We start from the raw sequence: 25,788 nt of genomic DNA, 5'->3' as shown, positions 1-25,788 counted from the left end.
CGCCGTCGCCGGCGCGCCGCGCGAGCAGGCCCCGCTGGGCGTGATCACCCGCGCGATGACCGAGCTGGCCGAGCTGACGCTGGACGTGGCGATGCGCGAATCCGCCCGCTCGCTCGATGCACTGCATGGCGCACCACAAGCCCCCGGCGGTACGCGCGCCTGCATGTGGGTGGTGGGCATGGGCAAGCTGGGCGCACGCGAGCTGAATGTCTCCAGCGACATCGACCTGATTTACGTCTATGACCACGACGGCGAGACCACTGGCCGCGCCGACGGACGGGGCCGCATTTCCAACCACGAGTACTTCGCGCAGCAGGTCAAAGCGGTGTTCGGCCTGATCGGCGACTCGACCGAGCACGGCTTTGTATTCCGTGTGGACCTGGCCCTGCGGCCCAACGGCAACTCGGGCCCGGCCGCGGTGTCGCTCAGTGCACTGGAAGAGTATTTCCAGGTGCATGGCCGTGAATGGGAGCGCTTCGCCTGGCTCAAGAGCCGGGTGGTGGCGCCGCTGGCCTGCGTGCAAAGCGGCTCCGCCCAGGCGCTGCGCAGCGCGGTGCTGCCTTTTGTGTTTCGCCGCTACCTTGACTACAACGTCTTCGATGCGCTGCGCACCTTGCACCGGCAGATTCGCGATCACGCCGCCAAGCGCTGCGCCGGTCACCCGGAGCGCGCCAACGATGTGAAGATTTCACGCGGCGGTATCCGCGAGATCGAGTTCACCGTGCAGCTGCTGCAGGTGGTGCGCGGCGGCCAGTTTCCGGAGCTGCGCACCCGGCCCACGCTCGACGCCCTGCAGCGACTGGCGCGGGCCGGGCTGATGCCGCAGGACACCGCCGACGCGCTGGCGCGTGCCTACGACTTCCTGCGCCGCGTGGAGCACCGCATCCAGTATCTGGACGACCAGCAAACCCATGTGCTGCCCACGCGTGACGACGACCTGGCCTGGATTGCCCGGACCATGGGCTACCCCGACTGCTGTGCCTTCCTCGGCGACCTCGACATGCACCGCGAACTGGTCGCTGGCGAGTTCGACACGCTGCTGGGCGGCAAGCAGCCCTGCAAAGGCTGCGTCAAGACGCCGGGCAACCCCAGCGGCACGCCGCAGCTGCTGGAAGACATGCTCGCCCACCTGTCGGAGCAGTGGCCCACGCAGTTCCGCGAGCGGCTGATTCTGTGGCGCCAGCACCCGCGGGTGCTGGGCCTGAAGGAAGAGTCCCGCGCCCGGCTGGTGCGGCTGGTGCAGCGCACCGCGCAGTGGCTGCGCGAAGGCAGCGTCACCGAGGCGGCGGCGGTGCGCATCATTGACTGGATTGAACCGCTGCTGCGGCGCGAAAGCTATCTGGCCCTGTTGCTGGAGCGCCCGGCCGTGCACGAGCGTCTGCTGCGCCTGCTCGGCTCGGCCAAATGGCCTGCGCGCTATCTGGTGCAGCACCCGGGCGTCATTGACGAGCTGGCCAGTGACGAGCTGATGCACGAACGCTTTGATGCCGCCGCCTTCAGCCGCGAGCTGCAGCAACGGTTACAGGCGCTGCGCAGCACCGGGGAAGACGACGAGGAAACCTGCCTCAACCTGCTGCGCCGCGCGCACCATGCCGAGGTGTTCCGCACACTGGCGCGCGACGTGGAGGGCGTGCTCACGGTGGAGCAGGTGGCCGACGACCTCAGCGCGCTGGCCGAGGCGATTTTGCGCATCACCGCCGAATGGTGCTGGGCGCGGCTGAAGAACACCCACCGCGAAAAGCCCCAGTTCGCCATCATTGCCTACGGCAAGCTGGGCGGCAAGGAGCTGGGCTACGGCAGCGACCTGGACATCGTGTTCGTCTATGAAGACGAGGACGAGCGCGCACAGGAGGTGTATGCCGCCTATGTGCGCAAGCTGATCAACTGGCTGACCATCAAGACCGGCGAGGGCGACCTGTTCGAGATCGACACCGCGCTGCGCCCCAATGGCAACTCGGGCCTGCTGGTCACCACCTTTGCAGCCTACACACGCTACCAGCAGCAGCGCGGCAGCAACACCGCCTGGACCTGGGAACACCAGGCCATGACGCGTGCGCGCTTTGTGCTGGGCGATGAGTCCCTGCGTGAGCGCTTTGACAGCGTGCGGCAGTCGGTGATCACCGCCCCGCGCGACAACGAGGCGCTGCGCCGCGAGATCGTCGCCATGCGGCAGAAGGTGCACCAGGCCCACCCGGTCCGGCGCGCCAAAGCCCCGGCTGAAGGTGCGCCCGAAGGCGAGCCCTTTGACATCAAACACAGCCCCGGCGGCATGGTCGATGCCGAGTTCGCCGTGCAGTACCTGGTGCTGTCGCAGGCCGCCTGGCACAGCGAACTGGTGGACAACGTCGGCAACATCAGCCTGCTGCGGCGGGCGGAAGACGTGGGTTTGCTGCCCGAAGGCGTGGGGCAGCGCGCGGCCAGCGCCTACCGCGAACTGCGGCGCGTACAGCACCGGGCGCGCCTGAATGAGGAACCGACACAGGTGATCCTGCCCGCCCTGCAGGCCGAGCGCGACGCCATCCTGGCGCTGTGGGACGCCACGTTCAAATCAATCGACTGATTTAATTCAATCGATTGTTTTATTTGTGTGCTCTAATCGGGCGCATGAATTTGCCACCGCCGTCCCCTGGCATCCCTGCCGCCCGGGGCACACCCCCAGCCCCCCATGAGCCCGAGGGCCGCAAGCAGCGCTCCGACGGCGTGGAGGCGCGCGCCCATCTGCTGCACGCCGCACTGCGCCTGTTCTCGGAGAAAGGCTACGCCAAGACGTCGATACGCGAGATTGCAGGCGTCGCCGGGGCGAATGTCGCTGCCATTCGCTATTACTTTGGCGACAAGGCCGGTCTCTACCGCGCCGCATTCACCGAGCCACTCGGCAGCCCGGCCGACGATATTGCGCTCTACAACCAGCACGACTTCAACCTGCGCCAGTCGCTGGAAGGCTTTTTTGCCGGCTTTCTGGAGCCGCTGCGCCAGGGTGAGCTGGTGCAGCTGTGCACGCGTCTGCATATCCGGGAAATCCTGGAACCGACCGGCCTGTGGGCCGAAGAAATCAACGAAGGCATCAAGCCGGCGCTTGCGGCGCTGGTCGAGGTGCTGTGCCGGCACATGGGCCTGCAGCAGGCCGACGACGACGTGCACCGCCTCGCGTTTTCCATCACCGGAATGTCGATGCAGCTGTTCATCGGCCGCGACGTGATTGACGCCATCCGGCCCCAGTTGTTTGGCAGCCCCGAAGCGATTGACCGCTGGGCCGTGAGTCTGGCGGACTACGCCGAGGCGATGGTCGCCACCGACGTGGCACGCCGGCGCCGCGAGGCCGGCACCCGGCCTGCAAACCAGTCCGCGAAACAGGAGAAAAAGAAGTCATGAGAACGCCCGAAAGCGCCCTCTGCCAACCCCGGCCGCAAGGGTCGCCCCGGCCTGTCTGGCACCGGCTGACCATCGCGCTGCTGCCGCTGAGCCTGGCCGCCTGCGCGGTGCATGGCCCGCGGCCCACTGTTGCCACGCCCGTGCCCCCGCAGTGGCAGGCCCCGCTGCCACACCAGGGCAGCGTGGTGGAACTGGGCCGCTGGTGGCGGCAACAGGACCCGTTGCTGGCCGAGTTGATCCTGGCCGCCGATTCGGTCAGCCCGACGGTGGCCTCGGCCAAATCCAACATTGAGCAGGCCCGTGCGGCCCGCGCGGCAGCCAGCGCTGCTCTGCTGCCCACGCTGGACGCCTCGGCCAGTGTGTCCCGCTCACGCGGGGCCGTGTTCAACCGCATGGTGCCGCCGGCCACCACCACCGCGCAGCTGGGCCTGCAATCGAGCTGGGAGATCGACCTGTTCGGCGGCGCTGCCGCCAGCCGCGGCGCCGAGCAGCAGCGCCTGCAGGGCAGCCAGGCGCTGTGGCACTCGGCCCGTGTGTCAGTCGCTGCCGAAGTGGCCACCCAGTACCACAGCCTGCGGGCCTGCGAGCAGCTGCTGGCCGTCGCCCGGGCCGATGCCGCCTCGCGCGCTGAAACGGCCCGGCTGACTGACCTGGCCACAAAAGCCGGGTTTCAGGCACCTGCCACTGCCGCCCTGGCGCAGGCCAGCGCCGCCGAGGGCCGAAGCGCCGCCACGGCACAGGCCGCCCAGTGCGACATCGACATCAAGGCACTGGTCGCGCTCACCGCGCTGCCCGAGCCGGAGTTGCGCAACAAGCTGGCGAAGAGCCCCACGGCTGCCGCAGACACCCGCAGCGACGACACGCTGGCGCCCGTCATCAGCGTGCCCGCCGTGGTGCTGTCCCAGCGCCCCGACATCTTCAACGCCGCGCGCGAGGTCGATGCCGCCCATCTGGATGTCGGCAGCGCGCGGGCTGAACGCTATCCGCGCCTGTCGCTGAGCGGCTCCATCGCGGGCAACCGATCCCGCACCGATGGCGTTTCACAGCGCTACAACACCTGGTCCATCGGGCCCCTGCAGCTGACGGTTCCGCTGTTCGATGGCGGCGCCAGTGCGGCCAACGTCGAGGCGGCCAAGGCCCGCTATGAGAACGCCACGGCGCAATACCGCGGCAGCGTGCGGCAGGCGGTGCGCGAGGTGGAAGAAGCACTGGTCAACCTGCAAAGCACCGCCGACCGCAGCCGCGATGCGGCCATTGCAGCCGATGGCTACCGCGCCTCGTTTGCCGGCACCGAGGCCCGCTACCGCAGCGGACTCGCCAGCCTGGTGGAACTGGAAGACGCGCGGCGCACCCTGCTCGCCGCGCAAGGCGCGCTGGTCAACCTGCAACGCGAACGCCGCGTGGCCTGGGTGTCGCTGTACCGCGCCCTGGGTGGCGGCTGGACCGCCGACAACACCGAGGGGCCGGTTGCGGGCAACGCCCCAAAAACCAGCGGCCCGGTCAACTGACCAAACTCCCCCACACCACCAAGCCAACACGCCACAAGAACCGAACCGCCAGACGACCAGACGACCAGACGACCAGACGGACCCTGACCATGAACCTTCCGAAACTCTCTCCCGTTGCGCTTGCCACCACCGCCGCCGTCCTGCTGGTCGCCGGGGTGGCGGTGTACTTCATTACACGCCCCGCCGCCCCAGACGCTTCTAAAGCGGCAGCAGTCAAGCCGGCACTCACCGTCACCACCACGGTGCCGGAAACCGCCAGCCTGCCGGTGCGGCTGAGTGCCAATGGCAACATTACCGCCTGGCAGGAAGCCATCATCGGTTCGGAATCCAACGGCCTGCGTCTGGTGAAGGTCATGGCCAATGTCGGCGACAAGGTCAAAGCCGGGCAGGTGCTGGCGGTGTTCTCCGCTGACAGCGTGCAGACCGAGGTGGCGCAGGCCAGGGCCAATCTGGCTGAGGCCGAAGCCAACGCGGCCGATGCGATTGCCAACAACGCGCGGGCCCGCACGCTGGAAAACTCGGGCGCCCTGAGCGCCCAGCAGATCGCCCAGTACGCCACCGCCGAACAGAGCGCCAAAGCCCGCGTGGAAGCAGCGCGCGCAGCACTCGACGCACAGCAGCTGCGGGGCCGCCAGACCCAGGTGCTGGCGCCCGACAACGGCGTGATCTCGGCACGCGAAGCCACGCTCGGCGCGGTGGTGGGCGCCGGGACAGAGTTGTTCCGCATGATCCGCGGCGGGCGGCTGGAGTGGCGTGCCGAAGTCACATCCTACGAGGTCGGCCGCATCAAGCCCGGCATGGTGGCGCAGGTGACGGCTGCCAGCGGCGCGCAGATCAAGGGCCGGGTGCGCATGATCGCGCCCAGCGTGGACCCACAGACCCGCACCGCGCTGGTGTACGTGGACCTGCCGGCGTCGGCCGGCCTCACGCCCCCCACCAAGGCCGCAGAAGGTGCGCCCGGTATGGCGCTGGCGGGCATGTTTGCGCGGGGCGAGTTCGATCTGGGTGCTACGCCGGCGCTGACGATTCCGCAGCAGGCGCTGGTGATCCGCGATGGCTTCAACTATGTGTTCCGCGTCAACCCCAACAACCAGGTCAGCCAGATCAAGGTGCAGACCGGGCGCCTGTCGGGTCAACGGGTGGAGATCACGTCGGGACTCGACGCCAACGCTCGGCTGGTGGCCAGCGGCGCGGGTTTCCTCAACGACGGCGATGTGGTGCGCGTGAATGACACACCTCCGCCTACAACCGCGCCGGCAACACCTGCCGCGCCCGCCCCTGCTTCGGTAGCCTCGGCCCCGGCTGCGGCCAAGTGAACCGGGAGCACCTGCCATGAATGTCTCCTCCTGGTCGATCAAGAACCCGATACCGGCAGTGATGCTGTTCGTGCTGTTGTCGTTTGCGGGGCTGCTGTCCTTCAAGGCAATGAAGATCCAGAACTTCCCCGACATCGACCTGCCGACCATCACGGTCACCGCCTCGTTGCCGGGGGCCGCACCTGCGCAGCTGGAAACCGAGGTGGCGCGCAAGCTCGAAAACTCCATCGCCACAGTGCAGGGGCTCAAGCACATCTACACCAAGGTGCAGGACGGCGGCGTCAACGTCACGGCCGAATTCCGGCTGGAAAAGCCAGTGCAGGAAGCGGTAGACGACGTGCGCGCCGCCGTGGCACGGGTGCGTGGTGAATTGCCCGGCGATGTGCGCGACCCGGTGGTCTCCAAGCTGGATCTGGCCGGTCAGCCGGTGCTGGCCTTCACCATCCGCTCTGTCAGCATGGACGACGAAGCCCTGTCGTGGTTCGTCGACAACGACGTGGCGCGCAAGCTGCTCGCGGTGCGCGGCGTGGGCGCGGTCAACCGCGTGGGTGGCGTGACGCGCGAGGTGCGCGTGGCGCTCGACCCGTCCCGCCTGCAGGCGCTGGGCGCTACCGCCTCTGACATCTCGCGCCAGCTGCGCCAGGTGCAGACCGAAGGCGCCGGTGGACGCGCTGATCTGGGCGGCAGCGAGCAGCCGATCCGCACACTGGCCACGGTGCAGTCGGCCGCAGAGCTCGGGCGGCTGGAGCTGGCCCTGAGCGACGGCCGCCGCATCCGGCTCGACGAGGTGGCCACCGTGACGGACACCACGGCCGAGCCCCGCGCCGCCGCGCTGCTGGACGGCAAGCCGGTGGTCGGCTTCGAGGTGGCACGCAGCCGCGGCGAGAGCGAGGTCGCGGTGGGCGATGCGGTGCAAAAGGCGATTGCGGAGCTGCGACTGCAACGGCCCGACGTGGAAATCACCGAGGCCTTCAACTTCGTCAAGCCAGTGCAGGAAGAGTACGACGGCTCGATGAAGCTGCTCTACGAAGGCGCGCTGCTGGCGGTGCTGGTGGTGTGGCTGTTCCTGCGCGACTGGCGTGCCACCTTTGTGTCGGCGGTGGCGCTGCCGCTGTCGGTCATCCCTGCCTTCATCGGCATGTACCTGCTGGGCTTTTCCATCAACGTGGTGACGCTGCTGGCGCTGTCGCTGGTGATCGGCATTCTGGTGGACGATGCCATCGTCGAGGTCGAGAACATCGTGCGCCACCTGCGCATGGGCAAAACGCCTTACCAGGCGGCGATGGAAGCCGCCGACGAGATTGGCCTCGCGGTGGTGGCCACCACCTTCACGCTGATCGCCGTGTTCCTGCCCACCGCCTTCATGAGCGGCGTGGCCGGCAAGTTCTTCAAGCAGTTCGGCTGGACCGCCTCGCTGGCGGTGTTTGCCTCGCTGGTGGTGGCACGCGTGCTCACGCCGATGATGGCGGCCTACATCCTCAAGCCCATCGTCACCGCGCACAAGGACCCGGCGTGGATGAACATCTACATGCGCTGGGCCGCCTGGTGCATGAAGCACCGGGTCACCACCATGCTGGCCGCCACTGCATTTTTCATCGGTTCGGTGATGCTGATTCCACTGCTGCCCACCGGCTTCATTCCGCCGGATGACAACTCGCAGACGCAGGTGTATCTGGAGCTGCCACCGGGCGCAACCCTGTCGCAGACCAAAGCCGCTGCCGAGCACGCACGGCTGGCGATCAGCCAGGTCAAGCATGTGCGCAGCGTGTACACCACGATTGGCGGCGGCACGGCTGGGGGCGACCCCTTCGCGCCGCCGGGCACAGCCGAAACCCGCAAGGCCACGCTGACGGTGCTGCTGGATCCGCGCACCGAACGCCCGCGCAAGCAGGGGATTGAAAACCAGATGCGGGCCGCGCTGGAATCGGTGCCCGGCGTGCGCAGCAAGGTCGGCCTGGGCGGCTCCGGCGAGGCCTATGTGCTGGTGCTGACCTCCGAAGACCCCAACGCGCTGACCGCTGCCGCCCGTGCCGTGGAAAAAGATCTGCGCACGATTCGCGGCCTTGGCAACATCTCGTCGAGTGCCAGTCTGGTGCGACCCGAAATTGCCATTCGCCCCGACTTCGCCCGCGCAGCCGACCTCGGCGTGACCAGTGCCGCGATCGGCGACACCCTGCGCATTGCCACCGTGGGCGACTACGAGGAAGACCTGCCCAAGCTCAACCTGTCGCAGCGGCAGGTGCCCATCGTCGTGAAGCTGGCCGACGATGCGCGCAAGGACCTCTCGGTGCTGGAACGTCTCGCAGTGCCCAGCACCAAACCCGGTGTGGGCCCGGTCATGCTGGGGCAGGTGGCGACGCTGGAAGTGGCCGGCGGCCCGGCAGTGATCGACCGCTATGACCGCTCCCGCAACGTGCAGTTCGAGGTGGAGCTGTCCGGTCGCGCACTCGGCGACGTGACGCAGGAAGTCCAGCTGCTGCCCGCCGTGCAGAACCTGCCGCCCGGGGTGAAGGTGGTCGAGGTGGGTGACGCCGAGATCATGGGCGAGCTGTTCGCCAGCTTTGGCCTCGCCATGTTGACTGGCGTGCTGTGCATCTACATCGTGCTGGTGCTGCTGTTCAAGGACTTCCTGCACCCGGTGACGATTCTGGCAGCGCTGCCGCTGTCGCTGGGCGGCGCCTTCGTGGGCCTGCTGATGGCGCAAAAGAGTTTTTCGATGCCTTCGCTGATCGGCCTGATCATGCTGATGGGCATTGCCACCAAGAACTCCATCCTGCTGGTGGAATACGCTATCGTGGCACGGCGCGACCACCAGATGTCGCGCTGGGACGCGCTGCTGGACGCCTGCCACAAGCGGGCCCGACCCATCATCATGACCACGCTTGCGATGGGCGCGGGCATGCTGCCGATTGCCATCGGCTTTGGCGCGGCCGACCCGAGCTTCCGCTCGCCGATGTCGATTGCCGTGATCGGCGGGCTGATCACCTCCACCGTGCTCAGCCTGCTGGTGGTGCCTGCCGTGTTCACCTACATCGACGACCTGGAGCAGTGGACGGCGCGACTGGTGGCACGCTGGCGTGGCCATCCACCCGCACATGCGGTACCGGCTGACGCTGTTCCGGCAGCCGACGGGCCGGCCAAAGCTTGACTGACAGGGTGACAGCGGGGCGGCGCGCAGCCTCAACGCGTCGAAGAAAGACATGCACTGCTTGACAGAAAGCGAGTGAAAGAGATGAAAGGGAGCGCCCTCCTATAATCGCGCGCTCATCTTTACATTTCTTCACATGTCAAAACGCGTACTGCTTTCAGGCGCAACGGGCCTGATTGGCGGCGAGTTGATGCTGATTCTGGCCGCCCGGGGTGTTTACAGCACGGCGGTGGTCCGTGCAGCCGACGCTGGCCAGGCACGCCAGCGTCTTCTGGACCGCCTGCAAAAAAGCGTGCTCTGGAAACCCGAGTTCGCCGAAATGGTGTCGGCCGAGGCGGGCGACATCGTCCACCCCCAATTCGGCCTGAGCGATGCGGTGCTGAAGTCGGCCGATGTGATTCTTCACTCGGCTGCCAGCACCTCCTTCAAGGCCGACGCGGGCGTGTACCCGATCAACATTCAGGCCGCCGAGCAGTTCGCAGGCATCCTCCAGGGCCTGGCGCCCTCGCAGCGCGGTTTTTTCGTCGGCACCGCTGCGGTGACCACCGAACCGCGGGGCGTAGTCACCGAAGACATGCCGTTTGCCGGCTACGCCAACGACTACATCCGCTCCAAGCGGGATGCCGAAACCCTGCTGCGCGCCACCGGCGCACCGTTCGTCAGCCTGCGCCCCGGCATTGTGCTGTCGCGCGGAATTGACGACGCCAAGCTGGCGCGCAACATGCTGTGGTCCATCCCGGTGATGGCCGAACTGGGCGATGTACCGCTGGACCCGCACGCGCGGTTGGATTTCGCGCCGGTGGACTTCATCGCCAGCGCTTTCGCTGAAATGCTGCTGAAAGACACCCTGCAGCACGACTGTTACCACGTCTCCACCGGCGAAGATTCGATGACCTTCAAGGCGCTGGCCGACGAGCTGACGCTGACCATGCCCGGCATTGGCAAGCTGAACATGCGCGGCCGCGATTTCGTGCCGCAGCCAAAGTTTGCCCGCCAGCGCTGGATGTTCGAGGCCTTGCAGCCTTACCTGCCGTTTCTGACGGCAGACGCCGTGTTCAGCAACGCCCGCCTGCGCGCCGAAATCGGCCCCGCGGCGGTGGCCCCGGCACCTATCAGTTACCTGGGTGAGTTGCTGGGCGCGTTCAGCCTGTCCGACGCCGTGCGGCAGATGTACACCCCCTGATGTGGTGCAAAACCCTCTTTTTTTGATGTTTTGAGCAGTCTTTGACGCTTATTAAAATCCTTGCGGTCTCTGCTGACTGGCGCTCGTAGCAGTTCGGGGACAATGTTGTTTTTGCTTACCAAATACTGACCAGCCGATGAATTCCGATCTGATTCAACTCTTCGCAAAGACCTTTGGCATCAGTGAAGACAAGCTGTTGCCGGATGCGACGCTGGAGAGTCTCGGCCTGGACTCGCTGGCGGTCATCGAATTCCTGTTTCAGATCGAAGACCAGTTCGGCATCCAGATCCCCGATCAGGCCAATCCGCCGCGCACCCTGGCCGAGATGGTTCAGCTGATTGAGCCGCTGCTGCCAGCCGCCAAACCGGTGGCCTGAGCGCCCCCCGACTCCTGCCCATGCGTCGCGTTGCCATCACCGGTCTGGGTGTCGTTTCCGCAACGGGGACCGGCACCGACGACTTCTTCAAGGCGCTGCTGACGGCGTCTTCCGGCATCCGCACCATCGACATCCACTTTCCGACCGGCACCGAGAAGGTGCTGGCCGGTGCCATTGACTTCGACCCGGACCCGCACTTTCCCAAGGGGCGTCTGCTCACCATGGACCGGGTCAGCCAGTTCGCGCTGATTGCCGGCCGCGAGGCCATGGCCCAGGCCGGGCTGGGCCACACCGACACCCCCGCCAACCCGCTGGCGCCTGACCGTTTCGGCGTGTCTGTCGGCACCGGGAGCGGCGGCGCAGGCTCCACAGAGTCGGCCTACACCTCCTTGCTGGAACAAAAAGTCGCGCGGCTTCGCCCGATGACGGTGGTGCTGGCCATGAACAACGCCATTGCCGCCCATGCCTCGATGGAGTTCGGCCTCAAGGGCCCGAGCAGCACCGTCTCCAATGCCTGTGCCTCGTCGGCTACTTCTATCGGTGAGGCGTTCCGGCAGATTCGCCATGGCTATGCCGATGCGATGCTGGCCGGCGGCGCCGAGGCGCTGCTGAACCGCGGCACCATCAAGGCCTGGCAGGCGATGCACACATTGGCCAAGCCCCATGCCGATGGCGACGCCACCTCCTGCCGGCCGTTTTCTGCCGACCGCAGCGGTCTGGTGCTGGCCGAAGGCGCGGCCATGCTGGTGCTGGAGGAGTGGGAAAGCGCCCGGCGCCGTGGCGCCAACATCCTTGCAGAGGTCTGTGGCTATGCCTCGACCACCGACGCCCACCACCTGACGCAGCCCGAAGCCCACGGTCAGGCGCGGGCCATGACGCTGGCCCTGGCCGACGCTGGCCTCAACCCCGCCGACATCGGTTACCTCAATGCCCACGGCACGGCCACCGAGGTGGGCGATGTGGTGGAAACCAGCGCCATCCGGCTGGCGTTCGGTGAGGCGGCCAATGACCTCGCCGTGAGCTCCAGCAAGGGCGTGCACGGCCATGCGATGGGTGCAGCCGGTGCCATGGAGTTCATCGCCAGCGTGATGGCGCTGCGGACGGGTCATTTGCCACCCACGGCCTTTTTGAAGACGCCTGATCCGCGCTGCGACCTCGACTACGTGCCGCTCACCGCGCGCCCTGCGCCCGGCCTGCGGGCCGTGATGTCCAATTCGTTTGCGTTTGGCGGCTCCAACGCGGTGCTGATTGCCAAGGCGGCCTGACGACCCCGAGCCCTGGCATGCGCGCGAGCGTCAAGTGGTCGCGCGGATTTTCTTCACCAGCGCCGTAGTCGAGTAACCGTCGACAAATGGAATCGCCAGCGCCTTGCCGCCATGGGCTTTCACCACCGCAGTTTCGGCCAGCGTGTCCATATCGTAGTCGCCGCCCTTGACGAGGATGTCGGGCCGCAGCGCCGAGATCAGCGCCAGCGGCGTGTCTTCGTCAAACCAGGTGACCAGGCTCACCGATTCGAGTGCCGCCATCATCACCGCGCGGTCCTGTTCATTGTTGAGGGGGCGATCCGGGCCTTTGCCCAGCCGCCGGGCTGAGGCATCGGTGTTCAGGGCCAGCACCAGGCTGGCGCCCAGCGCGCGGGCCTGCGCCAGATAGGTCACGTGCCCGCGGTGCAGCACGTCAAACACACCGTTGGTGAACACCACCGGGTGGGGCAGCCGGGCCACCCGGGCCACCGCCTCGGCGGGCGGGGTGATCTTGTCGAGGAAAGCCGGTGGCGCCAGCGTCATCACGCGGCGTGCGGCTTGCCGTCGGTCGTCAGCGCGGCAGCGAGGTCCTTGCCGATGTCCTTGCGGTAGCGGTTCAGCTCCTGCACGCTCTTGAAGCTCTGGTTCAGCAGCAGGCTGAGGTTGTGCAGGATGCGGTCGACGACCTTGCCTTCCCAAACCGCATCGAACTTGATCTGCGTGTCCAGCCAGTGCTCCAGCCACTCGGGGTTGGGCAGGCGGCTCTGGATGGTGTCGCGCGGGAACAGGTTCTTGTTCACGTGCAGATTGGTCGGGTGCAAGGCCTGCGCAGTGCGGCGGGCGCTGGCCATCAGCACCCCGACCTTGGTGAAGGCGGTCTTGGCCTCGTTGCCGAACTTGTTGATCGCGCGTTTCATGTAGCGCAGGTAGGCGCCGCCGTGGCGGGCTTCGTCCTGGCTGAGCTGGGTGTAGATGTGCTTGATGACCGGCTCGGTGTGCCACTCGCTGGCGCGGCGATACCAGTGGTTGAGGCGGATTTCGCCGCAAAAATGCAGCATCAGGGTTTCCAGCGCCGGCGCGGGCTCGAACTCGAAACGCACCTCGTGCAGTTCCTCCTCGGTCGGCACCAGGTCAGGCCGGAAGCGCTTGAGGTACTCCATCAGCACCAGCGAGTGCTTCTGCTCTTCAAAAAACCAGATCGACATAAAGGCGGAAAAATCACTGTCGTCCTTGTTGTCGCGCAGGAACATTTCGGTCGCCGGCAAGGCCGCCCATTCGGTGATGGCATTCATCTTGATGGTCTGCGCCTGCTCGTCGGTGAGCTTGGAGGCGTCAAAACTGGCCCATGGAATGTCCTTGTCCATGTCCCAGCGCACAGATTCGAGTTGTTTGAACAGTTCGGGGTAAAGCATATGAACTCCTTGGCATGCTGAGGTACGCAGATCAAGCCGCCCCGGATGTCTTGCCGGGCCATGCGGGGCTTCAACATCGCTGAAACACGGGGCTGAAACGGTACTTTCCAATTTTAGGCGGCTATTGTGACAACCGGCGAATTACGGGTCATTTGCTGACAAATCGTCCCGTTTCGGGGCTCAATCCCGCGTTTTCCCTTATTCGTTTGAGCCCACCCGATCTGGACCGACCCTGCGCGAGGGCCGTGCCGGTCGAATCTGCACGGCGGAATCTGGCGTATCACCCGACTGCGGCACCGTGATTTGACCGGCCCGGCCCCTGCGTCAGGCGCAACGCCCTCAGAATGCAGCACACCCATGCAGAACACCCTGAAACTCTGAACCGCTGGATCAGCACCCTGCCCCCACGAAGGAACACACCATGACCCGATCGACTTCCACACGGCACCTGCTCGCCATCGCCTGCACCAGCCTCGCAGCACTGTCGCCAGTGGCACATTCGGCCACGCCGGCCGCACCGGCAGCGGGCGCAGCCGTCAACGCAGCCCCGGCGGCCTGCCCGCCGCTGTTGCAGAAAACCTTTCCGCGGCTGCAGGATGAAAAGCCCCAGTCGCTGTGCCAGTACAGCGGCAAGGTGGTGGTGGTGGTCAACACCGCCAGTTTCTGCGGGTTCACATCCCAGTACAAGGGGCTGGAGGACCTGTATTCCCGATACAAGGACCGTGGTCTGGTGGTGCTGGGCTTTCCCTCCAACGACTTTTCCCAGGAAGGCGGCAGCAACAAGGAGATTGCCGATTTTTGCGAAAACACCTTTGGCGTGAAATTCCCGATGTTCACCAAGACCGCGGTGACCGGCAAGGACGCCAATCCGCTGTTCCGGCAACTGGCCGAGAAGTCGGGCACCAGCCCGAAGTGGAACTTCTACAAATACGTGATTGCGCGCGACGGCACCCGGGTGGCGAGTTTCAACTCCATGACGGAACCGGGCAGCAAGACCTTTATCGCCGAAGTCGAGAAACAACTGGCCGTCCGCCAGTAAAGTGCTGGACACCGCTGGACACCGCTGGCCCCGGGCAGCCCGGAATGGCGACCGGGTGCTTTGCAAGAAAATTACCGATCAGTCGCGAATTGACTTTTCGGTAATTTTTCCATTATCATGGGTCGAGCACAGCGCACACCCCGAGGGGTGAGGGCGCCGGAAGGCGGGTCGGAAGGCCTGCTCCTCTTTTTTCCACAGGCCACCCACCTGAATTTCATGGGCCTCAGCATGCGCACAGGGAACGTTAACAAAAATTTACCTGCCCAGTCACCGGTCCTCCGGGAACTCGCGGCATCGGTGCGCGCTCCAATCGGGGTGAAAAACGCCAGCGCATGCGCCGGGCATTTCAAAAGAATCGGTTTCATTGTTGCGAAGTCTTCCAGTTCTCCAAGGTCTGGATGCAATCCCGGGGCGCTCCTCCTCCTCCCTCCCTCCCTCGTTCGCGCCGGGGCGCTTCGCAGCATCTTTGTATTCGGTCCCCATGAGGCTTCATCGGGACGATTCGCCAGAGGGCCGTTGGCATGAGCCACACTGGTCTTCGCGTCGCGGTTGTCGGGTCCGGCATTTCGGGCCTGGCCGCCGCCCACACGCTTCAAGGGCTGGCCGACGTCACCCTGTTTGAAGCGGGTGACTACTTCGGCGGTCACACCCACACGGTAGACGTCACCCTGCCCACGGCAAACGGCCCCGTCACCCACGGCGTGGACACCGGTTTTCTGGTCTTCAACGAGCGGACCTACCCGAACCTCATCAACTTGTTTGCCGAGCTGGACGTGAAGACGGCCAAATCGGACATGTCGTTTTCCGTCAAGGTGCCGGATGCACTGGCCGGCCAGGGGCTGGAGTGGAGCGGCTCCAGCCTGAACACCGTGTTTGCCCAGCGCAGCAACCTGACGCACTGGCCTTTTCTGCGCATGCTGGGCGAAATCGTCCGCTTCAACCGCATCACCACGCGTCTGGCCAAATCGGGCGCTGACGCCGATATGATGCAGCCGCTGGGCGACTTCCTGCGCTCGCGCAAGTTCTCGAACGAGTTCCGTGACTGGTACTTTCTGCCGATGATGGGTTGCATCTGGTCCTGCCCGACCGACCAGATGCTGCAGTTCCCGGTGGCCACCATGATCCGCTTCTGCCACAACCACGGCCTGATCCAGATCACCGACCGGCCCCAGTGGTGGACGGTGCAGGGCGGCGCGAGGCATTACGTCGAGAAGATCATCGCCAACATTCCCGACAAGCGCCTGAACACACCGGTGCAGCTCATCGAGCGCGACGCCGATGGCGTGCGTGTGGTCACCGAAGGCCGGGCCGAACGCTTCGACAAGGTGGTGATGGCCGCCCACTCGGACGAGTCGCTGAAAATGCTGCGCGCACCCAGCGAAGCCGAGGCCGAGGTGCTGGGCGCCATCCGCTACCAGCCCAACCGCGCGGTGCTGCACACCGACGCCTCGGTGCTGCCCAGCCGCAAGCTGGCATGGGCTGCATGGAACTACGAGCGCGCCGAGAACACCGACCGCGAATCAGCCCGGGTGTGTCTGCACTACCTGCTGAACATGCTGCAGCCACTGCCCTTTACCCAGCCGGTGGTCGTGTCGCTGAATCCGGTGCGCGAGATCGAGCGTAAACACATCATGGGCGAATTTGACTACGCACATCCGGTGTTTGATCTGGACGCCATTCGCGCCCAGCAGCAGCTGGGCGACCTGCAAGGCATGCAGCACACCTATTTCTGCGGCGCCTGGACCGGCTACGGCTTTCACGAAGACGGACTCAAGTCCGGGCTGCAGGCCGCGCGCCTCTTGCTCACAGCCGCCAAGGCAGGCGCATGACCACGCCGGGCAGCGCCTTCACCACCGCCCAGCCGCTGATCGGCTTTGGCCAGGTGCGCCACACCCGGCTCAAGCCTGCCCGCAACGCCTTCAATTACCCGACCTATTTCCTGATGCTGCCGATGCGCAGCCTTCACCGGCCCACCGATACGGAGCCCGCCACACGCAGCACGCTGGCGCACAACCGCCCCGCAGCGCTGAGCTTCTTCGACCGTGACCATGGCGACGGCAGCGACAACGCCCTGCAATGGCTGGACCGCCTGCTGCTGCGCGAAGGCGTGGAAGACGCGCTGGGCGAAGTCTGGCTGCACACCTATCCGCGCGTGCTGGGCTACACCTTCAAACCGGTGAGCTTCTGGTACTGCCACCGCACCGACGGCACGCTGCGCGCCATCGTGGTGGAAGTCAACAACACCTTTGGCGAGCGCCATTGCTACCTGCTCGACGAGCCGCAGTACGGCCAGGAGCTGACTGCCGACAAGGTATTTCACGTCTCGCCTTTCTGCACGCTGGAAGGCGGCTACCGCTTCCGCTTTCTGCACATCGACAACGATGGCCTGAAGAAAACCGTGGCGCGCATCGACTACGACGACGCCGAAGGTCCGCTGCTGGAAACCAGCGTCAGCGGTACGCTCGAACCCGTCACCGCCGCCAGCCTGCGAAAGGCCCTGTGGAGCTACCCGGCCATGATGTTCGGCGTGATCGGCCGCATCCACTGGCAGGCCTTCAAGCTGTGGTGCAAGCGTGTGCCCTTTATCCGTAAACCCAAGCCCCCTGAAATCTTCGTGACGCGATGAACACATTGAACAACTCCTCCGCATCCCAGGGCTTTGCCATTCCCGGCGACGCTCCCAGCGCCGCCCGCACCGCGCTCAAGCTGCTGCTGCGCCTGAAACACGGCACGCTGACCGTGCAACTGCCCGACGGCTCGCTGCAGCGCTTCGGCTCAGGCGAAGCGCCGATGGCCAGCCTGCACCTGCACAACTGGAATGTGTGCAGTGCAGCGCTGCGCTCGGGCGACATCGGTTTTGCGGAAAGCTATATTGCCGGTGACTGGACCACCCCGCACCTGACGGACCTGCTCGAAGTGTTCCTTGTGAACCGCAAGGAAGTCGAGGATGTGATTTACGGCAGCTGGCTGGGCCGTCTGGCCTACCGCATCAAGCACCTGCTGAACCGCAACACCAAAACCAACAGCCAGAAGAACATTCACGCCCACTATGACCTGGGCAATGCGTTTTACGAGCTGTGGCTCGACGGCACGATGAACTACTCGTCGGCCATCTTCGAGACACCCGAGACCTCGATGAAAGACGCGCAGCTGGCCAAGGTGCGCCGCGCACTCAACATGGCTGGCGTGAAGCCGGGCGACCGCGTGCTGGAAATCGGCTGTGGCTGGGGCGCGCTGGCCGAGATGGCCACCACCGAATTCAAGGCCTCGCTGGTCGGCGTGACGCTGAGCACCGAGCAGCTGGCCTGGGCCCAGGCGCGAATGGAACGCGTCGGCTCCGCAGCCAGTGCTGATTTGCGATTGCAGGATTACCGCGACATCGGCAAGACCACGGTCGATGCGCGGTTTGACGCGATCTGCTCCATCGAGATGATTGAAGCCGTGGGCCGCGAGTACTGGCCGGAGTACTTCCAGACCGTGTCGCGCCTGCTCAAGCCGGGCGGCCACGCCTGCATCCAGAGCATCGTGATTGCCGACGAGCTGTTCGAGCGCTACATCGGCTCCACCGACTTCATCCAGCAGTACATCTTCCCGGGCGGTTGCCTGCCCAGCCCGACGCAGTTCAGGGCGCAGGCGGCAGCGGCCGGTTTTGATGTGGTTGACGAGTTTTCGTTCGGGCAGGACTACGCGCACACGCTCAAGCTGTGGCGCGAGGATTTCCTGGCCCAAGAGTCACGGGTGCTCCAACTCGGGTTTGACAAAAGGTTCATACGCATATGGGAGTTCTATCTGGCCTACTGCGAAGCCGCTTTCGCGCAAGCCAACACCAACGTGATGCAGTTCACCCTGCGCAAGCGCTGACCGCCGCTGGCGGTTCACCACGGCTAGCGGCCCTGCTGCTGGCCTGCTCGCTTGCGGGCACAGCCGCGGCGCAGAGCCAACCGGCCAGTGCCAATACAACGCCAGCCACCACGGTGGCCAGCAGCGAGCCCACGAGCGCACCGGCTTCTGCCGACTTCCGCCCCGAGCTGAAGGACGCCCTGCCCAAAGCACAGCTGCTGGGCAAGTCGCGTCTCACGGTGTGGGGGTTCCAGGTGTACGACGCGCGCCTGTGGGCGCCTGCCGGTTTTGGCCCGACCAGCTACACCAGCCAGCCGCTGGCGCTGGAGCTGGACTACCTGCGCGCCTTTGACGCGGTGGACGTGGCCGACCGCTCCATCAAGGAGATGCGTCGCAGCGTGAACATCACCGACGCGCAGGCCGCCAAATGGACGGCCGAGATGCTGCGCGTGATCCCCAATGTGAAGAAGGGCGACCGCATCCTGGGCGTGCACCAGCCGGGTGTGGGCGCGTCGTTCTGGGTCAATGGCAAGCCGAACGGCGAGATCCGTGACGCCGAATTTGCCAAGCTGTTCTTCGGCATCTGGCTCTCGCCGAAAACCTCAGAGCCCAAGCTGCGCGATGCCCTGCTCGCAGGGGCAGGCGGGTGACCTCTCCGCCAGCGTCCACGGCGGCATCGTCGGCAGAACCGCAGGCCTTCACCACACGCAACGGTTTTGCGTATGGCCTGCTGGGTCTGCCGCTGGCCTTTGTGGCACTGCCGCTGTATGTGATCCTGCCCAACCACTATGCGCGTGAGTTCGGCGTGCCGCTGGCCACGCTGGGCGCGATCCTGCTCGGTGCGCGACTGTTCGATGCCTTCATTGACCCGCTGCTCGGCCGCCTGAGCGACCGGCTGTTCGCACGCTCACCGGGCGCGGTGCTGGCGCTGGGCGCGGCGGCGGCGCTGGCGCTGGCGCTGGGTTTTGCGCTGCTGTTTTTTCCGCTGGTGCGGGAGCCCACGGCGCTGATTGTCTGGGCCACCGTGATGCTGGTGCTGACCTATGTGGGCTACAGCGCCTTGAGCGTGTCGCACCAGTCGTGGGGGGCGATGCTGGGCGGTAACGAGGCCCAGCGTAGCCGCATCGTCGCGTGGCGCGAAGGCCTGGGCCTGGTGGGCGTGGTGATGGCTTCCGTCACGCCAGTGGCACTGGGTCTGCCGGCCACCACGGGTCTCTTTTTCGTCATGCTGGCGCTGGGCTGGGTGGCATGGACGCGGGCCGTGAAGCCGCGGGCACAGCCGGTCACGACACAGCCGGTGACGACCCACGCAGTGCGCTCGCCCCTGTGGCTGCCCTTCCGCTCGAAAGATTTCCGCCGCCTGCTGGCGGTCTTCATGCTCAACGGCATCGCCAGCGCCGTACCAGCCACGCTGGTGCTGTTTTTCATCCAGGACCGGCTGCAGGCACCTGCTGCCATGGAGCCAGCCTTTCTGGGCAGCTACTTTTTGTGTGCGGCGCTGTCGATCCCGCTGTGGCTGGCCGTGGTCAAGCGCATCGGACTGGCCCGCACTTGGCTGATCGGCATGTTTCTGGCGATTGCGGTGTTCGCGTGGGCGACTCAGCTGGGCGCCGGAGACACGCTCGCCTTTGTGGTGGTCTGCGCGCTGTCTGGCGTCGCGCTGGGGACCGACTTGGCGCTGCCCGGCGCCATGCTGGCCGGCGTGATCCAGGCCAATGGCCAGTCGGGCCAGTCGGAAGGCGCCTACTTCGGCTGGTGGAATTTCGCCACCAAACTCAACCTCGCGCTGGCAGCCGGTCTGGCGCTGCCGCTGCTGGGGGTGTTCGGTTACGCGCCCGGCGTGCGCGACGCTGCCGCGCTTGACGCGCTGGTCATTGCCTACTGCGTGTTGCCGTGTGCGCTCAAGCTCGGCGCCACGGCGGGTCTGTACTTCTTCATCATCCAACCCTCCAAAGGTGTTTCCCCATGATCTCCATCCTGCGACGCCCGCTGGCCGCGCTTTCGGCTGTCACCCTGTCACTGGCACTGCTGGCCGGTTGCGCCGGCCCCCAGATCACCGACTACGCCGCCGAGAAACCGGTGCTCGACATGCGCCAGTACTTCAACGGCACGCTGGACGCCTACGGCGTGTTCACCGACCGCTCGGGCAAGGTCGTCAAGCGTTTCACCGTGGTGATGAAGTGCACATGGCAGGGCCCGCCCGGCGCAGAAACCGGCGTGCTCGACGAAGACTTCACCTACTCGGACGGCACCAAGAGCCGTCGCGTCTGGACCCTCAAGCGCCAGCCGGACGGCCGCTACACCGGCACGGCGGACGACGTGGTGGGCGAGGCCAGCGGCCAGGAAAAAGGCAACGCCTTCCGCTGGGGCTACACCCTGCAACTGCCAGTCGATGGCCGCATCGTGGAAGTCCAGTTCGACGACTGGATGTACCTGATGGATGACAAGGTCATGCTGAACAAGGCCGAGATGAGCAAGTTCGGCTTCAAGCTGGGCGAGGTCACGCTGTCCTTCGTCAAACGCTGAACGGACATCGCCATGTCACTCAACCCCCTCATCTCCGACTGGCACGGCAAGACCGTGTGGCTGGTCGGCGCCTCCAGCGGCATCGGTGAGGCCACCGCCCACGCCCTGCACCAGCGCGGCGCCCGCGTGGTGGTGTCGGCGCGCAAAGCCGAGGCCTTGAACGCTTTCGTGCAAGCCCATCCGGGCGCGGAGGCCCTGCCACTCGATGTGACCGACTGCGCTGCCGTGCAGGCCGCCGCCGACACGCTGCGCAGCAAGGGGCCACTGGACCTGGTGCTGTACTGCGCCGGTTACTACAAGGAGCAGCGCGCCACCCAGTACGACCTGGCCGACATGCTGCGCCACAACGATGTGAACTACAACGGCGCGCTTTATGTGCTGCAGGCGGTGCTACCGGAATTTCTGGCGCGGCGCTCGGGCCACATCAGCCTGATCAGCAGCGTGGCAGGCTACCGCGGCCTGCCCAAAAGCCTGGCCTACGGCCCGACAAAAGCCGCACTGATCAATCTGGCCGAAACCCTGTATGTGGATCTGGAAGACAGCGGTATCGGCGTCAGCCTGATCTGCCCCGGTTTCGTCGAAACGCCGCTGACGGCGCAGAATGAATTCACCATGCCGGGGTTGATCAAGCCCGCACAGGCGGCCGAGGAAATCCTCAAAGGCTGGGCGCAGGGGCAGTTTGAAATCCACTTCCCCAAACGCTTCACGCTCTGGATGAAGACACTGGCCTTGCTGCCCAGCGCGCTGTATTTCCCGGTGATCCGAAAGTTCACCGGCCTGTGAACAGCGCCATGCACGAACCGGAAGCAACCACTACACCGACCACACCCGCCGCCCACGCCCGGGTGGAGCGGCTGATCCGCTTCTTTGAAAGCCTGTCACCGCAGCGGCTGGGCGAACTGGGCAGCATCTACACGCCGAACGCCTACTTCAAGGACCCGTTCAACGAGGTGCGCGGGCTGGCGGAGATCCGGGCGATCTTCGAGCACATGTATGTGGCGCTGGAGAAGCCCTGCTTTGTGGTGACCGGCACGGTGGCGCAGGACGATGAATGCTTTGTGACCTGGAACTTCGAGTTCCGCATGAAAGCCTGGGACCGCCAGACGCTGCAAACGATTCGCGGCACCTCACACCTGAAGTTCACCACCGACGGGTTGGTCGATTACCACCGCGACTACTGGGATGCGGCTGAAGAGCTGTATGAAAAGCTGCCGGTGGTGGGCAGCCTGATGCGCTGGCTGAAAAAGCGCGCCAACTCATAGCGCTCTCCAGCGAGCGCGGCTGACCGATCTACCAGTCTGCCGCTTGACTTGTATTTCTCTGACCCCGCGGCGGAGTCGCAGCGACAGCCGGGCTAGGCCGGCTGTGTCTCGATGAAGCTCGGGCGCTGCGCCAGCTTTTCCTGCAGTTTGGCCAGATTGGGATAGGTCTCACGCCAGTTGATCTGGGCAAAACGCAGGTCCAAGTAGCTGAGCGCGCAGCCGACCGCCACATCCGACAGGCTGAAGTGGATGCCGCTGCAGAAGTTCTTGTCGCCCAAACCGGTACTCATGGCCTTGAGCGAGAGGTCAATCTTGGACATCTGCCGGGCAATCCAGGCCTTGCTGCGCTCCTTGTCGCTGCGGCCGGCCCAGGTGGCTTCCAGCCGGGCCAGGATGGCGGCGTCAATCAGGCCGTCCGACAGCGCTTCCCAGGTCTTGACCTCGGCGCGCTCACGCCCCTGGGTGGGAATCAGTTTGCCCACAGGCGACAGGGTGTCGAGGTACTCGACGATCACGCGGGAGTCGAACACGGCCTCACCGCCTTCCATCACCAGACAGGGCACTTTGCCCAGCGGGTTGGACGCATGGATGGTGGTGTTGGCGGCCCAGACGTCTTCCAGGATGAACTGGTAGTCCAGTTTTTTCTCGGCCATCACGATGCGTACTTTGCGCACGTAGGGGCTGGTGGCGGATCCGATGAGTTTCATGGTGGGAGTGAGGTCGTGGTCCGAAGGAAATGCATTCTATAGAGTAAGCCCCATACCCTGCTGACAGCCCCTGCTGACAGCCGGGCCGACAAATCGCACGCCCTACAATTGCGCCATGAGCTTTTCCACCATCAATGCGCTGTCACCGCTGGACGGCCGCTACGCCGGCAAACTGAGCCAGTTGCGCCCCCTGATGTCCGAACAGGGCTATATGCACCGCCGGGTCCAGGTCGAAATCGCCTGGTTTATCGCGCTGTCTGACGCCAAGTTCGCTGAATTCAAGCCGCTCAGCCCCGGAGCGCGCACTTACCTTCTGGGTCTGGTGAAGAACTTCTCCGAGGCCGACGCCACCGCCATCAAGGAAATCGAGAAGACCACCAACCACGACGTCAAGGCGGTCGAGTACTGGATCAAGTCCAAATTCGAGGCCCGGCCCGAGCTGCAGGCGGCCAGCGAGTTCGTGCACTTTGCCTGCACCAGCGAAGACATCAACAACACCAGCCACGCCCTGCAGCTCAAGAGCAGCCGCGACCTGGTGCTCTTGCCAGTGCTGGACAAGGTGATCGGCCAGCTGCGCGACATGGCTCACGCCTTCGCCGATGAGCCCATGCTCAGCCGCACCCACGGCCAGACTGCCAGCCCCACCACGGTGGGCAAGGAAATCGCCAACGTGGTGGTGCGGCTGGCCAACGCGCGCGACCGCATTGCCGCCATCAAGCTGATGGGCAAGATGAATGGCGCGGTCGGCAACTACAACGCCCACCTCTCCGCCTGGCCCGACTTTGACTGGGAAACCTTCAGCCGCGGCGTGATTGAGACCCCGGAGCCGTTGGGCCTGGGCCTGACCTTCCAGCCCTACAGCATCCAGATCGAGCCGCACGATTACATGGCCGAACTGTTTGATGCCGTGGCGCGCACCAACACCATCCTGATCGACCTGGCGCGCGACATCTGGGGCTATGTCAGCGTGGGCTACTTCAAGCAGCGGCTGAAAGAAGGCGAAATCGGTTCGTCGACCATGCCGCACAAGGTCAACCCGATCGACTTTGAAAACGCCGAGGGCAACCTGGGCCTGGCCAACGCACTGCTGCGGCACCTGAGCGAAAAACTGCCGATTTCGCGCTGGCAGCGCGACCTGACCGATTCGACCGTGCTGCGCAACATGGGCGTGGCGCTGGGCTACGCGGTGCTGGCCTATCACTCCCTTAGCACCGGCCTCGGCAAGCTGGAGCTCAACCGCGAGGCACTCAGTGACGACCTCAATGCCTCATGGGAAGTGCTGGCCGAACCCATACAGACCGTGATGCGCCGCTACGGTGTGCAGGGCGCGTACGAAAAGCTCAAGGAAGTCACACGCGGCAAAACCGTGAAGGCCGAAGACCTGCACGCACTGATCCGCTCGCTGGAGATTCCTGATTCAGAAAAAGAGCGCCTGCTGGCCATGACGCCGGCCAGTTACACCGGCTTGGCGTCCGTGCTGGCCAAAAGAGTCTGATCCGTAGGGCCCCCACGGTCGCTCGCTTCGCGTAGCTCCCTGCCCCCCGTGGGGGCCGTTCGCCTGTGGCCCGGCAAAGCCGGTTCCACGGCTCTGCTGGCCTAAATACCCACCCAAGTCGCCCAATAAATCCCGTTCGCACTTAGCTTGTCGAAGGGTGTGCCCGATGAGGTTCCGTTGGTCCTGAGGCATCGAACAACGCGTCTGAAATCAGGTGCCAGCAGGCATGTCAGCACCGCAGTGCCAGCACTGGTCGAACCCGCCTTCTACCTGCTCGCCGCAGGCGCACAGCCAGTGGCGCTGGGGCCGGTTTTGCAGCGCCTCCAGCAAGGCTTTGGCCTGGGTTTCGTGCTCGCGGTGGGTCAGCCACACCTCGGGTTGGCATTGATCGGGCGGCAACTCACCGGCGACGCTGCCCAGAAAGTAACGCTGCACGCTGGCGGCCATGCCGGCTTGGGTGAGCGCGTCGGCCCACAGCGCGGCAATGGCGATGTTGGGAGCGCGGGTCAGCCGGATCATCGGAGGGCCCGAAACCGTCAGCGGTCAGCGCCGGACTTTTCAAGCGCGCGATCGGCGTAGCGGCCGAAGCGCCAGGCCGTCGCCTCCTGCGTGATGCGGCGCCAGGTGCCGCGTTTTTCGGCAGGCGTCATTTCGGGCCAGTGCTGCACTTCGTCAAAGGTGCGGCCACAGCCCTTGCACAGCGCGTCGCCCTGGCTGGTGGAGCAGATGGCGATGCAGGGGGTGTCGGCGGTGGTGTCGTACCAGGCGCGCCAAGCGGCCATGGCCTTGGGCGGAAAGCTCTTCTCGTCGGCTTCGTCCTCGTGATAGAAGACCAGCAGCGCATACACCTCGGCGAGGGCGCGCAACTCGGGCGCCAGTGTGACGCCATCCGGTGACGGCTTTTTCTCGCGCCAATAGTTGATGGCGGCTTCAATGTCGGTGATGTGGATGCCAGGCATGGAACGAACAGGAAAGGGACAGAAATCTGGAAAGACCACCGCCATCAGGCATGGCGGAAGCGCAAATGGGTTTGCTGGCCGGGCCGCCCATTATGGGCCAGCGGTCCGTGGGCGACAGTGCGGTACAGCCATACCCCCGCCACTACGGACTACGGCGAGCACCGCACAGGGCGCGGGTATGTCTGGTTCCAGCCGGCCATCGTTACCCAAAACGATGGGAATCAAGCCTTCGTTTGCAAAATTACCGGTTTTGCTGTCAAATTACGGGCTTGAAGGGGAGTAACTCCCCCGATGTGCCCTGCGATCCGATTCGCAGTTTCACGGCCACATCGGTACAACAAGTCGTCAATACGAAGTTTGCACTTCCGGCTTGTTGGACATGCGGCAGCGCTGCATGTTGA

At 65.2% G+C, this 25,788-nt stretch carries 23 protein-coding genes; 18 read left to right on the top strand and 5 right to left on the bottom strand.

The features are described 5' to 3' along the window. The 8 genes from glnE to AAG793_RS14300 all read left to right on the top strand — a co-directional run. Positions 1–2,560, top strand: a 2,560-nt coding sequence (glnE, locus tag AAG793_RS14335; protein WP_341909315.1) for a bifunctional [glutamate--ammonia ligase]-adenylyl-L-tyrosine phosphorylase/[glutamate--ammonia-ligase] adenylyltransferase, incomplete at its 5' end; no start/stop codon positions are given. A 44-nt stretch (positions 2,561–2,604) separates the two neighbouring features. Continuing rightward, a complete protein-coding gene (locus AAG793_RS14330) occupies positions 2,605–3,372 on the top strand; it encodes a CerR family C-terminal domain-containing protein (protein ID WP_341909313.1) in 768 nt (255 codons plus the stop codon). Then, positions 3,369–4,880 (top strand): efflux transporter outer membrane subunit, encoded by a 1,512-nt coding sequence (locus AAG793_RS14325; RefSeq protein WP_341909311.1) that lies wholly within the window; start codon positions 3,369–3,371, stop codon positions 4,878–4,880. Before AAG793_RS14330 ends, AAG793_RS14325 begins: the two co-directional genes overlap by 4 nt. Positions 4,881–4,969: 89 nt before the next feature. After that, positions 4,970–6,196: an efflux RND transporter periplasmic adaptor subunit gene (locus AAG793_RS14320; protein WP_341909310.1), complete on the top strand. Its 1,227-nt coding sequence runs from the start codon at positions 4,970–4,972 to the stop codon at positions 6,194–6,196. Between the two features lie 16 nt (positions 6,197–6,212). Then, positions 6,213–9,344: an efflux RND transporter permease subunit gene (locus tag AAG793_RS14315; RefSeq protein ID WP_341909308.1), complete on the top strand. Its 3,132-nt coding sequence runs from the start codon at positions 6,213–6,215 to the stop codon at positions 9,342–9,344. Positions 9,345–9,480: 136 nt separating this feature from the next. Then, a complete protein-coding gene (locus AAG793_RS14310; protein ID WP_341909306.1) occupies positions 9,481–10,527 on the top strand; it encodes an SDR family oxidoreductase in 1,047 nt (348 codons plus the stop codon). Positions 10,528–10,663: 136 nt separating this feature from the next. Continuing rightward, positions 10,664–10,903 carry an acyl carrier protein gene (locus AAG793_RS14305; RefSeq protein ID WP_341909304.1) on the top strand — a complete coding sequence of 80 codons (240 nt, stop codon included), beginning with the start codon at positions 10,664–10,666 and terminating at the stop codon, positions 10,901–10,903. A gap of 20 nt (positions 10,904–10,923) precedes the next feature. Then, positions 10,924–12,168, top strand: a complete 1,245-nt coding sequence (locus AAG793_RS14300) for a beta-ketoacyl-[acyl-carrier-protein] synthase family protein (RefSeq protein ID WP_341909302.1) — start codon at positions 10,924–10,926, stop codon at positions 12,166–12,168. A 30-nt stretch (positions 12,169–12,198) separates the two neighbouring features. Here the strand turns inward: AAG793_RS14300 and rfaE2 are convergent, their stop codons facing one another. Together rfaE2 and AAG793_RS14290 are read right to left on the bottom strand one after the other, a co-directional pair. Further along, positions 12,199–12,690: a D-glycero-beta-D-manno-heptose 1-phosphate adenylyltransferase gene (rfaE2, locus tag AAG793_RS14295; protein ID WP_341909300.1), complete on the bottom strand. Its 492-nt coding sequence runs from the start codon at positions 12,688–12,690 to the stop codon at positions 12,199–12,201. Beyond that, positions 12,690–13,559 carry a ferritin-like domain-containing protein gene (locus AAG793_RS14290; RefSeq protein WP_341909299.1) on the bottom strand — a complete coding sequence of 290 codons (870 nt, stop codon included), beginning with the start codon at positions 13,557–13,559 and terminating at the stop codon, positions 12,690–12,692. The genes rfaE2 and AAG793_RS14290 overlap by 1 nt, the downstream gene beginning before the upstream one ends. Positions 13,560–13,980: 421 nt before the next feature. Between AAG793_RS14290 and AAG793_RS14285 the strand changes: the two genes are divergently transcribed. The 9 genes from AAG793_RS14285 (at position 13,981) to AAG793_RS14245 (ending at position 22,226) form a co-directional block, all read left to right on the top strand. Continuing rightward, positions 13,981–14,598 (top strand): glutathione peroxidase, encoded by a 618-nt coding sequence (locus tag AAG793_RS14285; RefSeq protein WP_341909297.1) that lies wholly within the window; start codon positions 13,981–13,983, stop codon positions 14,596–14,598. Between the two features lie 521 nt (positions 14,599–15,119). Next, positions 15,120–16,427 carry an FAD-dependent oxidoreductase gene (locus tag AAG793_RS14280; RefSeq protein ID WP_341909294.1) on the top strand — a complete coding sequence of 436 codons (1,308 nt, stop codon included), beginning with the start codon at positions 15,120–15,122 and terminating at the stop codon, positions 16,425–16,427. After that, positions 16,424–17,224, top strand: a complete 801-nt coding sequence (locus AAG793_RS14275) for a DUF1365 domain-containing protein (protein WP_341909292.1) — start codon at positions 16,424–16,426, stop codon at positions 17,222–17,224. The genes AAG793_RS14280 and AAG793_RS14275 overlap by 4 nt, the downstream gene beginning before the upstream one ends. Further along, positions 17,221–18,459 (top strand): cyclopropane-fatty-acyl-phospholipid synthase family protein, encoded by a 1,239-nt coding sequence (locus AAG793_RS14270; protein ID WP_341909290.1) that lies wholly within the window; start codon positions 17,221–17,223, stop codon positions 18,457–18,459. The genes AAG793_RS14275 and AAG793_RS14270 overlap by 4 nt, the downstream gene beginning before the upstream one ends. After that, on the top strand, positions 18,375–19,088 hold the full coding sequence (locus tag AAG793_RS14265) for a chalcone isomerase family protein (protein WP_341909288.1): 714 nt from the start codon (positions 18,375–18,377) through the stop codon (positions 19,086–19,088). Before AAG793_RS14270 ends, AAG793_RS14265 begins: the two co-directional genes overlap by 85 nt. Positions 19,089–19,165: 77 nt before the next feature. Next, positions 19,166–20,407, top strand: coding sequence for an MFS transporter (locus AAG793_RS14260; protein WP_341909327.1), 1,242 nt, complete (start codon positions 19,166–19,168; stop codon positions 20,405–20,407). After that, entirely contained in the window at positions 20,404–20,964 is a 561-nt protein-coding gene (locus tag AAG793_RS14255) for a DUF3833 domain-containing protein (protein ID WP_341909286.1), read from the top strand. The genes AAG793_RS14260 and AAG793_RS14255 overlap by 4 nt, the downstream gene beginning before the upstream one ends. A 12-nt stretch (positions 20,965–20,976) precedes the next feature. Beyond that, positions 20,977–21,747, top strand: a complete 771-nt coding sequence (locus AAG793_RS14250) for an SDR family NAD(P)-dependent oxidoreductase (RefSeq protein WP_341909284.1) — start codon at positions 20,977–20,979, stop codon at positions 21,745–21,747. A gap of 8 nt (positions 21,748–21,755) precedes the next feature. Then, complete coding sequence (locus tag AAG793_RS14245) at positions 21,756–22,226, top strand: nuclear transport factor 2 family protein (RefSeq protein ID WP_341909282.1); 471 nt, start codon at positions 21,756–21,758, stop codon at positions 22,224–22,226. Positions 22,227–22,318: 92 nt separating this feature from the next. Here the strand turns inward: AAG793_RS14245 and AAG793_RS14240 are convergent, their stop codons facing one another. After that, positions 22,319–22,933 carry a glutathione S-transferase N-terminal domain-containing protein gene (locus tag AAG793_RS14240; protein ID WP_341909280.1) on the bottom strand — a complete coding sequence of 205 codons (615 nt, stop codon included), beginning with the start codon at positions 22,931–22,933 and terminating at the stop codon, positions 22,319–22,321. A 115-nt stretch (positions 22,934–23,048) separates the two neighbouring features. Between AAG793_RS14240 and purB the strand changes: the two genes are divergently transcribed. Continuing rightward, positions 23,049–24,428: an adenylosuccinate lyase gene (gene purB / locus AAG793_RS14235; protein ID WP_341909277.1), complete on the top strand. Its 1,380-nt coding sequence runs from the start codon at positions 23,049–23,051 to the stop codon at positions 24,426–24,428. A 210-nt stretch (positions 24,429–24,638) separates the two neighbouring features. Here purB and AAG793_RS14230 read toward each other — a convergent pair whose 3' ends face one another. Further along, the gene (locus AAG793_RS14230; protein ID WP_341909275.1) at positions 24,639–24,947 is read right to left on the bottom strand and encodes a DUF2007 domain-containing protein; all 309 of its coding nucleotides are present in this window, start codon (positions 24,945–24,947) and stop codon (positions 24,639–24,641) included. 17 nt (positions 24,948–24,964) lie between these two features. Further along, complete coding sequence (locus tag AAG793_RS14225; RefSeq protein WP_341909274.1) at positions 24,965–25,387, bottom strand: DUF3717 domain-containing protein; 423 nt, start codon at positions 25,385–25,387, stop codon at positions 24,965–24,967. Between the last annotated feature and the right edge of the window lie 401 nt (positions 25,388–25,788).

Source organism: Polaromonas sp. YR568 (assembly GCF_943372955.1).
GTDB lineage: Bacteria > Pseudomonadota > Gammaproteobacteria > Burkholderiales > Burkholderiaceae_C > Polaromonas.
This window is presented reverse-complemented; position numbering and strand designations above follow the sequence as displayed.

Bases quoted from the DNA above. Each gene is read 5' to 3' on its own strand.
- AAG793_RS14330 (WP_341909313.1), top strand. From the start codon at position 2,605: ATGAATTTGCCACCGCCGTCCCCTGGCATCCCTGCCGCCCGGGGCACA.
- AAG793_RS14325 (WP_341909311.1), top strand. From the start codon at position 3,369: ATGAGAACGCCCGAAAGCGCCCTCTGCCAACCCCGGCCGCAAGGGTCG.
- AAG793_RS14320 (WP_341909310.1), top strand. From the start codon at position 4,970: ATGAACCTTCCGAAACTCTCTCCCGTTGCGCTTGCCACCACCGCCGCC.
- AAG793_RS14315 (WP_341909308.1), top strand. From the start codon at position 6,213: ATGAATGTCTCCTCCTGGTCGATCAAGAACCCGATACCGGCAGTGATG.
- AAG793_RS14310 (WP_341909306.1), top strand. From the start codon at position 9,481: ATGTCAAAACGCGTACTGCTTTCAGGCGCAACGGGCCTGATTGGCGGC.
- AAG793_RS14305 (WP_341909304.1), top strand. From the start codon at position 10,664: ATGAATTCCGATCTGATTCAACTCTTCGCAAAGACCTTTGGCATCAGT.
- AAG793_RS14300 (WP_341909302.1), top strand. From the start codon at position 10,924: ATGCGTCGCGTTGCCATCACCGGTCTGGGTGTCGTTTCCGCAACGGGG.
- rfaE2 (WP_341909300.1), bottom strand. From the start codon at position 12,690: ATGACGCTGGCGCCACCGGCTTTCCTCGACAAGATCACCCCGCCCGCC.
- AAG793_RS14290 (WP_341909299.1), bottom strand. From the start codon at position 13,559: ATGCTTTACCCCGAACTGTTCAAACAACTCGAATCTGTGCGCTGGGAC.
- AAG793_RS14285 (WP_341909297.1), top strand. From the start codon at position 13,981: ATGACCCGATCGACTTCCACACGGCACCTGCTCGCCATCGCCTGCACC.
- AAG793_RS14280 (WP_341909294.1), top strand. From the start codon at position 15,120: ATGAGCCACACTGGTCTTCGCGTCGCGGTTGTCGGGTCCGGCATTTCG.
- AAG793_RS14275 (WP_341909292.1), top strand. From the start codon at position 16,424: ATGACCACGCCGGGCAGCGCCTTCACCACCGCCCAGCCGCTGATCGGC.
- AAG793_RS14270 (WP_341909290.1), top strand. From the start codon at position 17,221: ATGAACACATTGAACAACTCCTCCGCATCCCAGGGCTTTGCCATTCCC.
- AAG793_RS14265 (WP_341909288.1), top strand. From the start codon at position 18,375: ATGGGAGTTCTATCTGGCCTACTGCGAAGCCGCTTTCGCGCAAGCCAA.
- AAG793_RS14255 (WP_341909286.1), top strand. From the start codon at position 20,404: ATGATCTCCATCCTGCGACGCCCGCTGGCCGCGCTTTCGGCTGTCACC.
- AAG793_RS14250 (WP_341909284.1), top strand. From the start codon at position 20,977: ATGTCACTCAACCCCCTCATCTCCGACTGGCACGGCAAGACCGTGTGG.
- AAG793_RS14245 (WP_341909282.1), top strand. From the start codon at position 21,756: ATGCACGAACCGGAAGCAACCACTACACCGACCACACCCGCCGCCCAC.
- AAG793_RS14240 (WP_341909280.1), bottom strand. From the start codon at position 22,933: ATGAAACTCATCGGATCCGCCACCAGCCCCTACGTGCGCAAAGTACGC.
- purB (WP_341909277.1), top strand. From the start codon at position 23,049: ATGAGCTTTTCCACCATCAATGCGCTGTCACCGCTGGACGGCCGCTAC.
- AAG793_RS14230 (WP_341909275.1), bottom strand. From the start codon at position 24,947: ATGATCCGGCTGACCCGCGCTCCCAACATCGCCATTGCCGCGCTGTGG.
- AAG793_RS14225 (WP_341909274.1), bottom strand. From the start codon at position 25,387: ATGCCTGGCATCCACATCACCGACATTGAAGCCGCCATCAACTATTGG.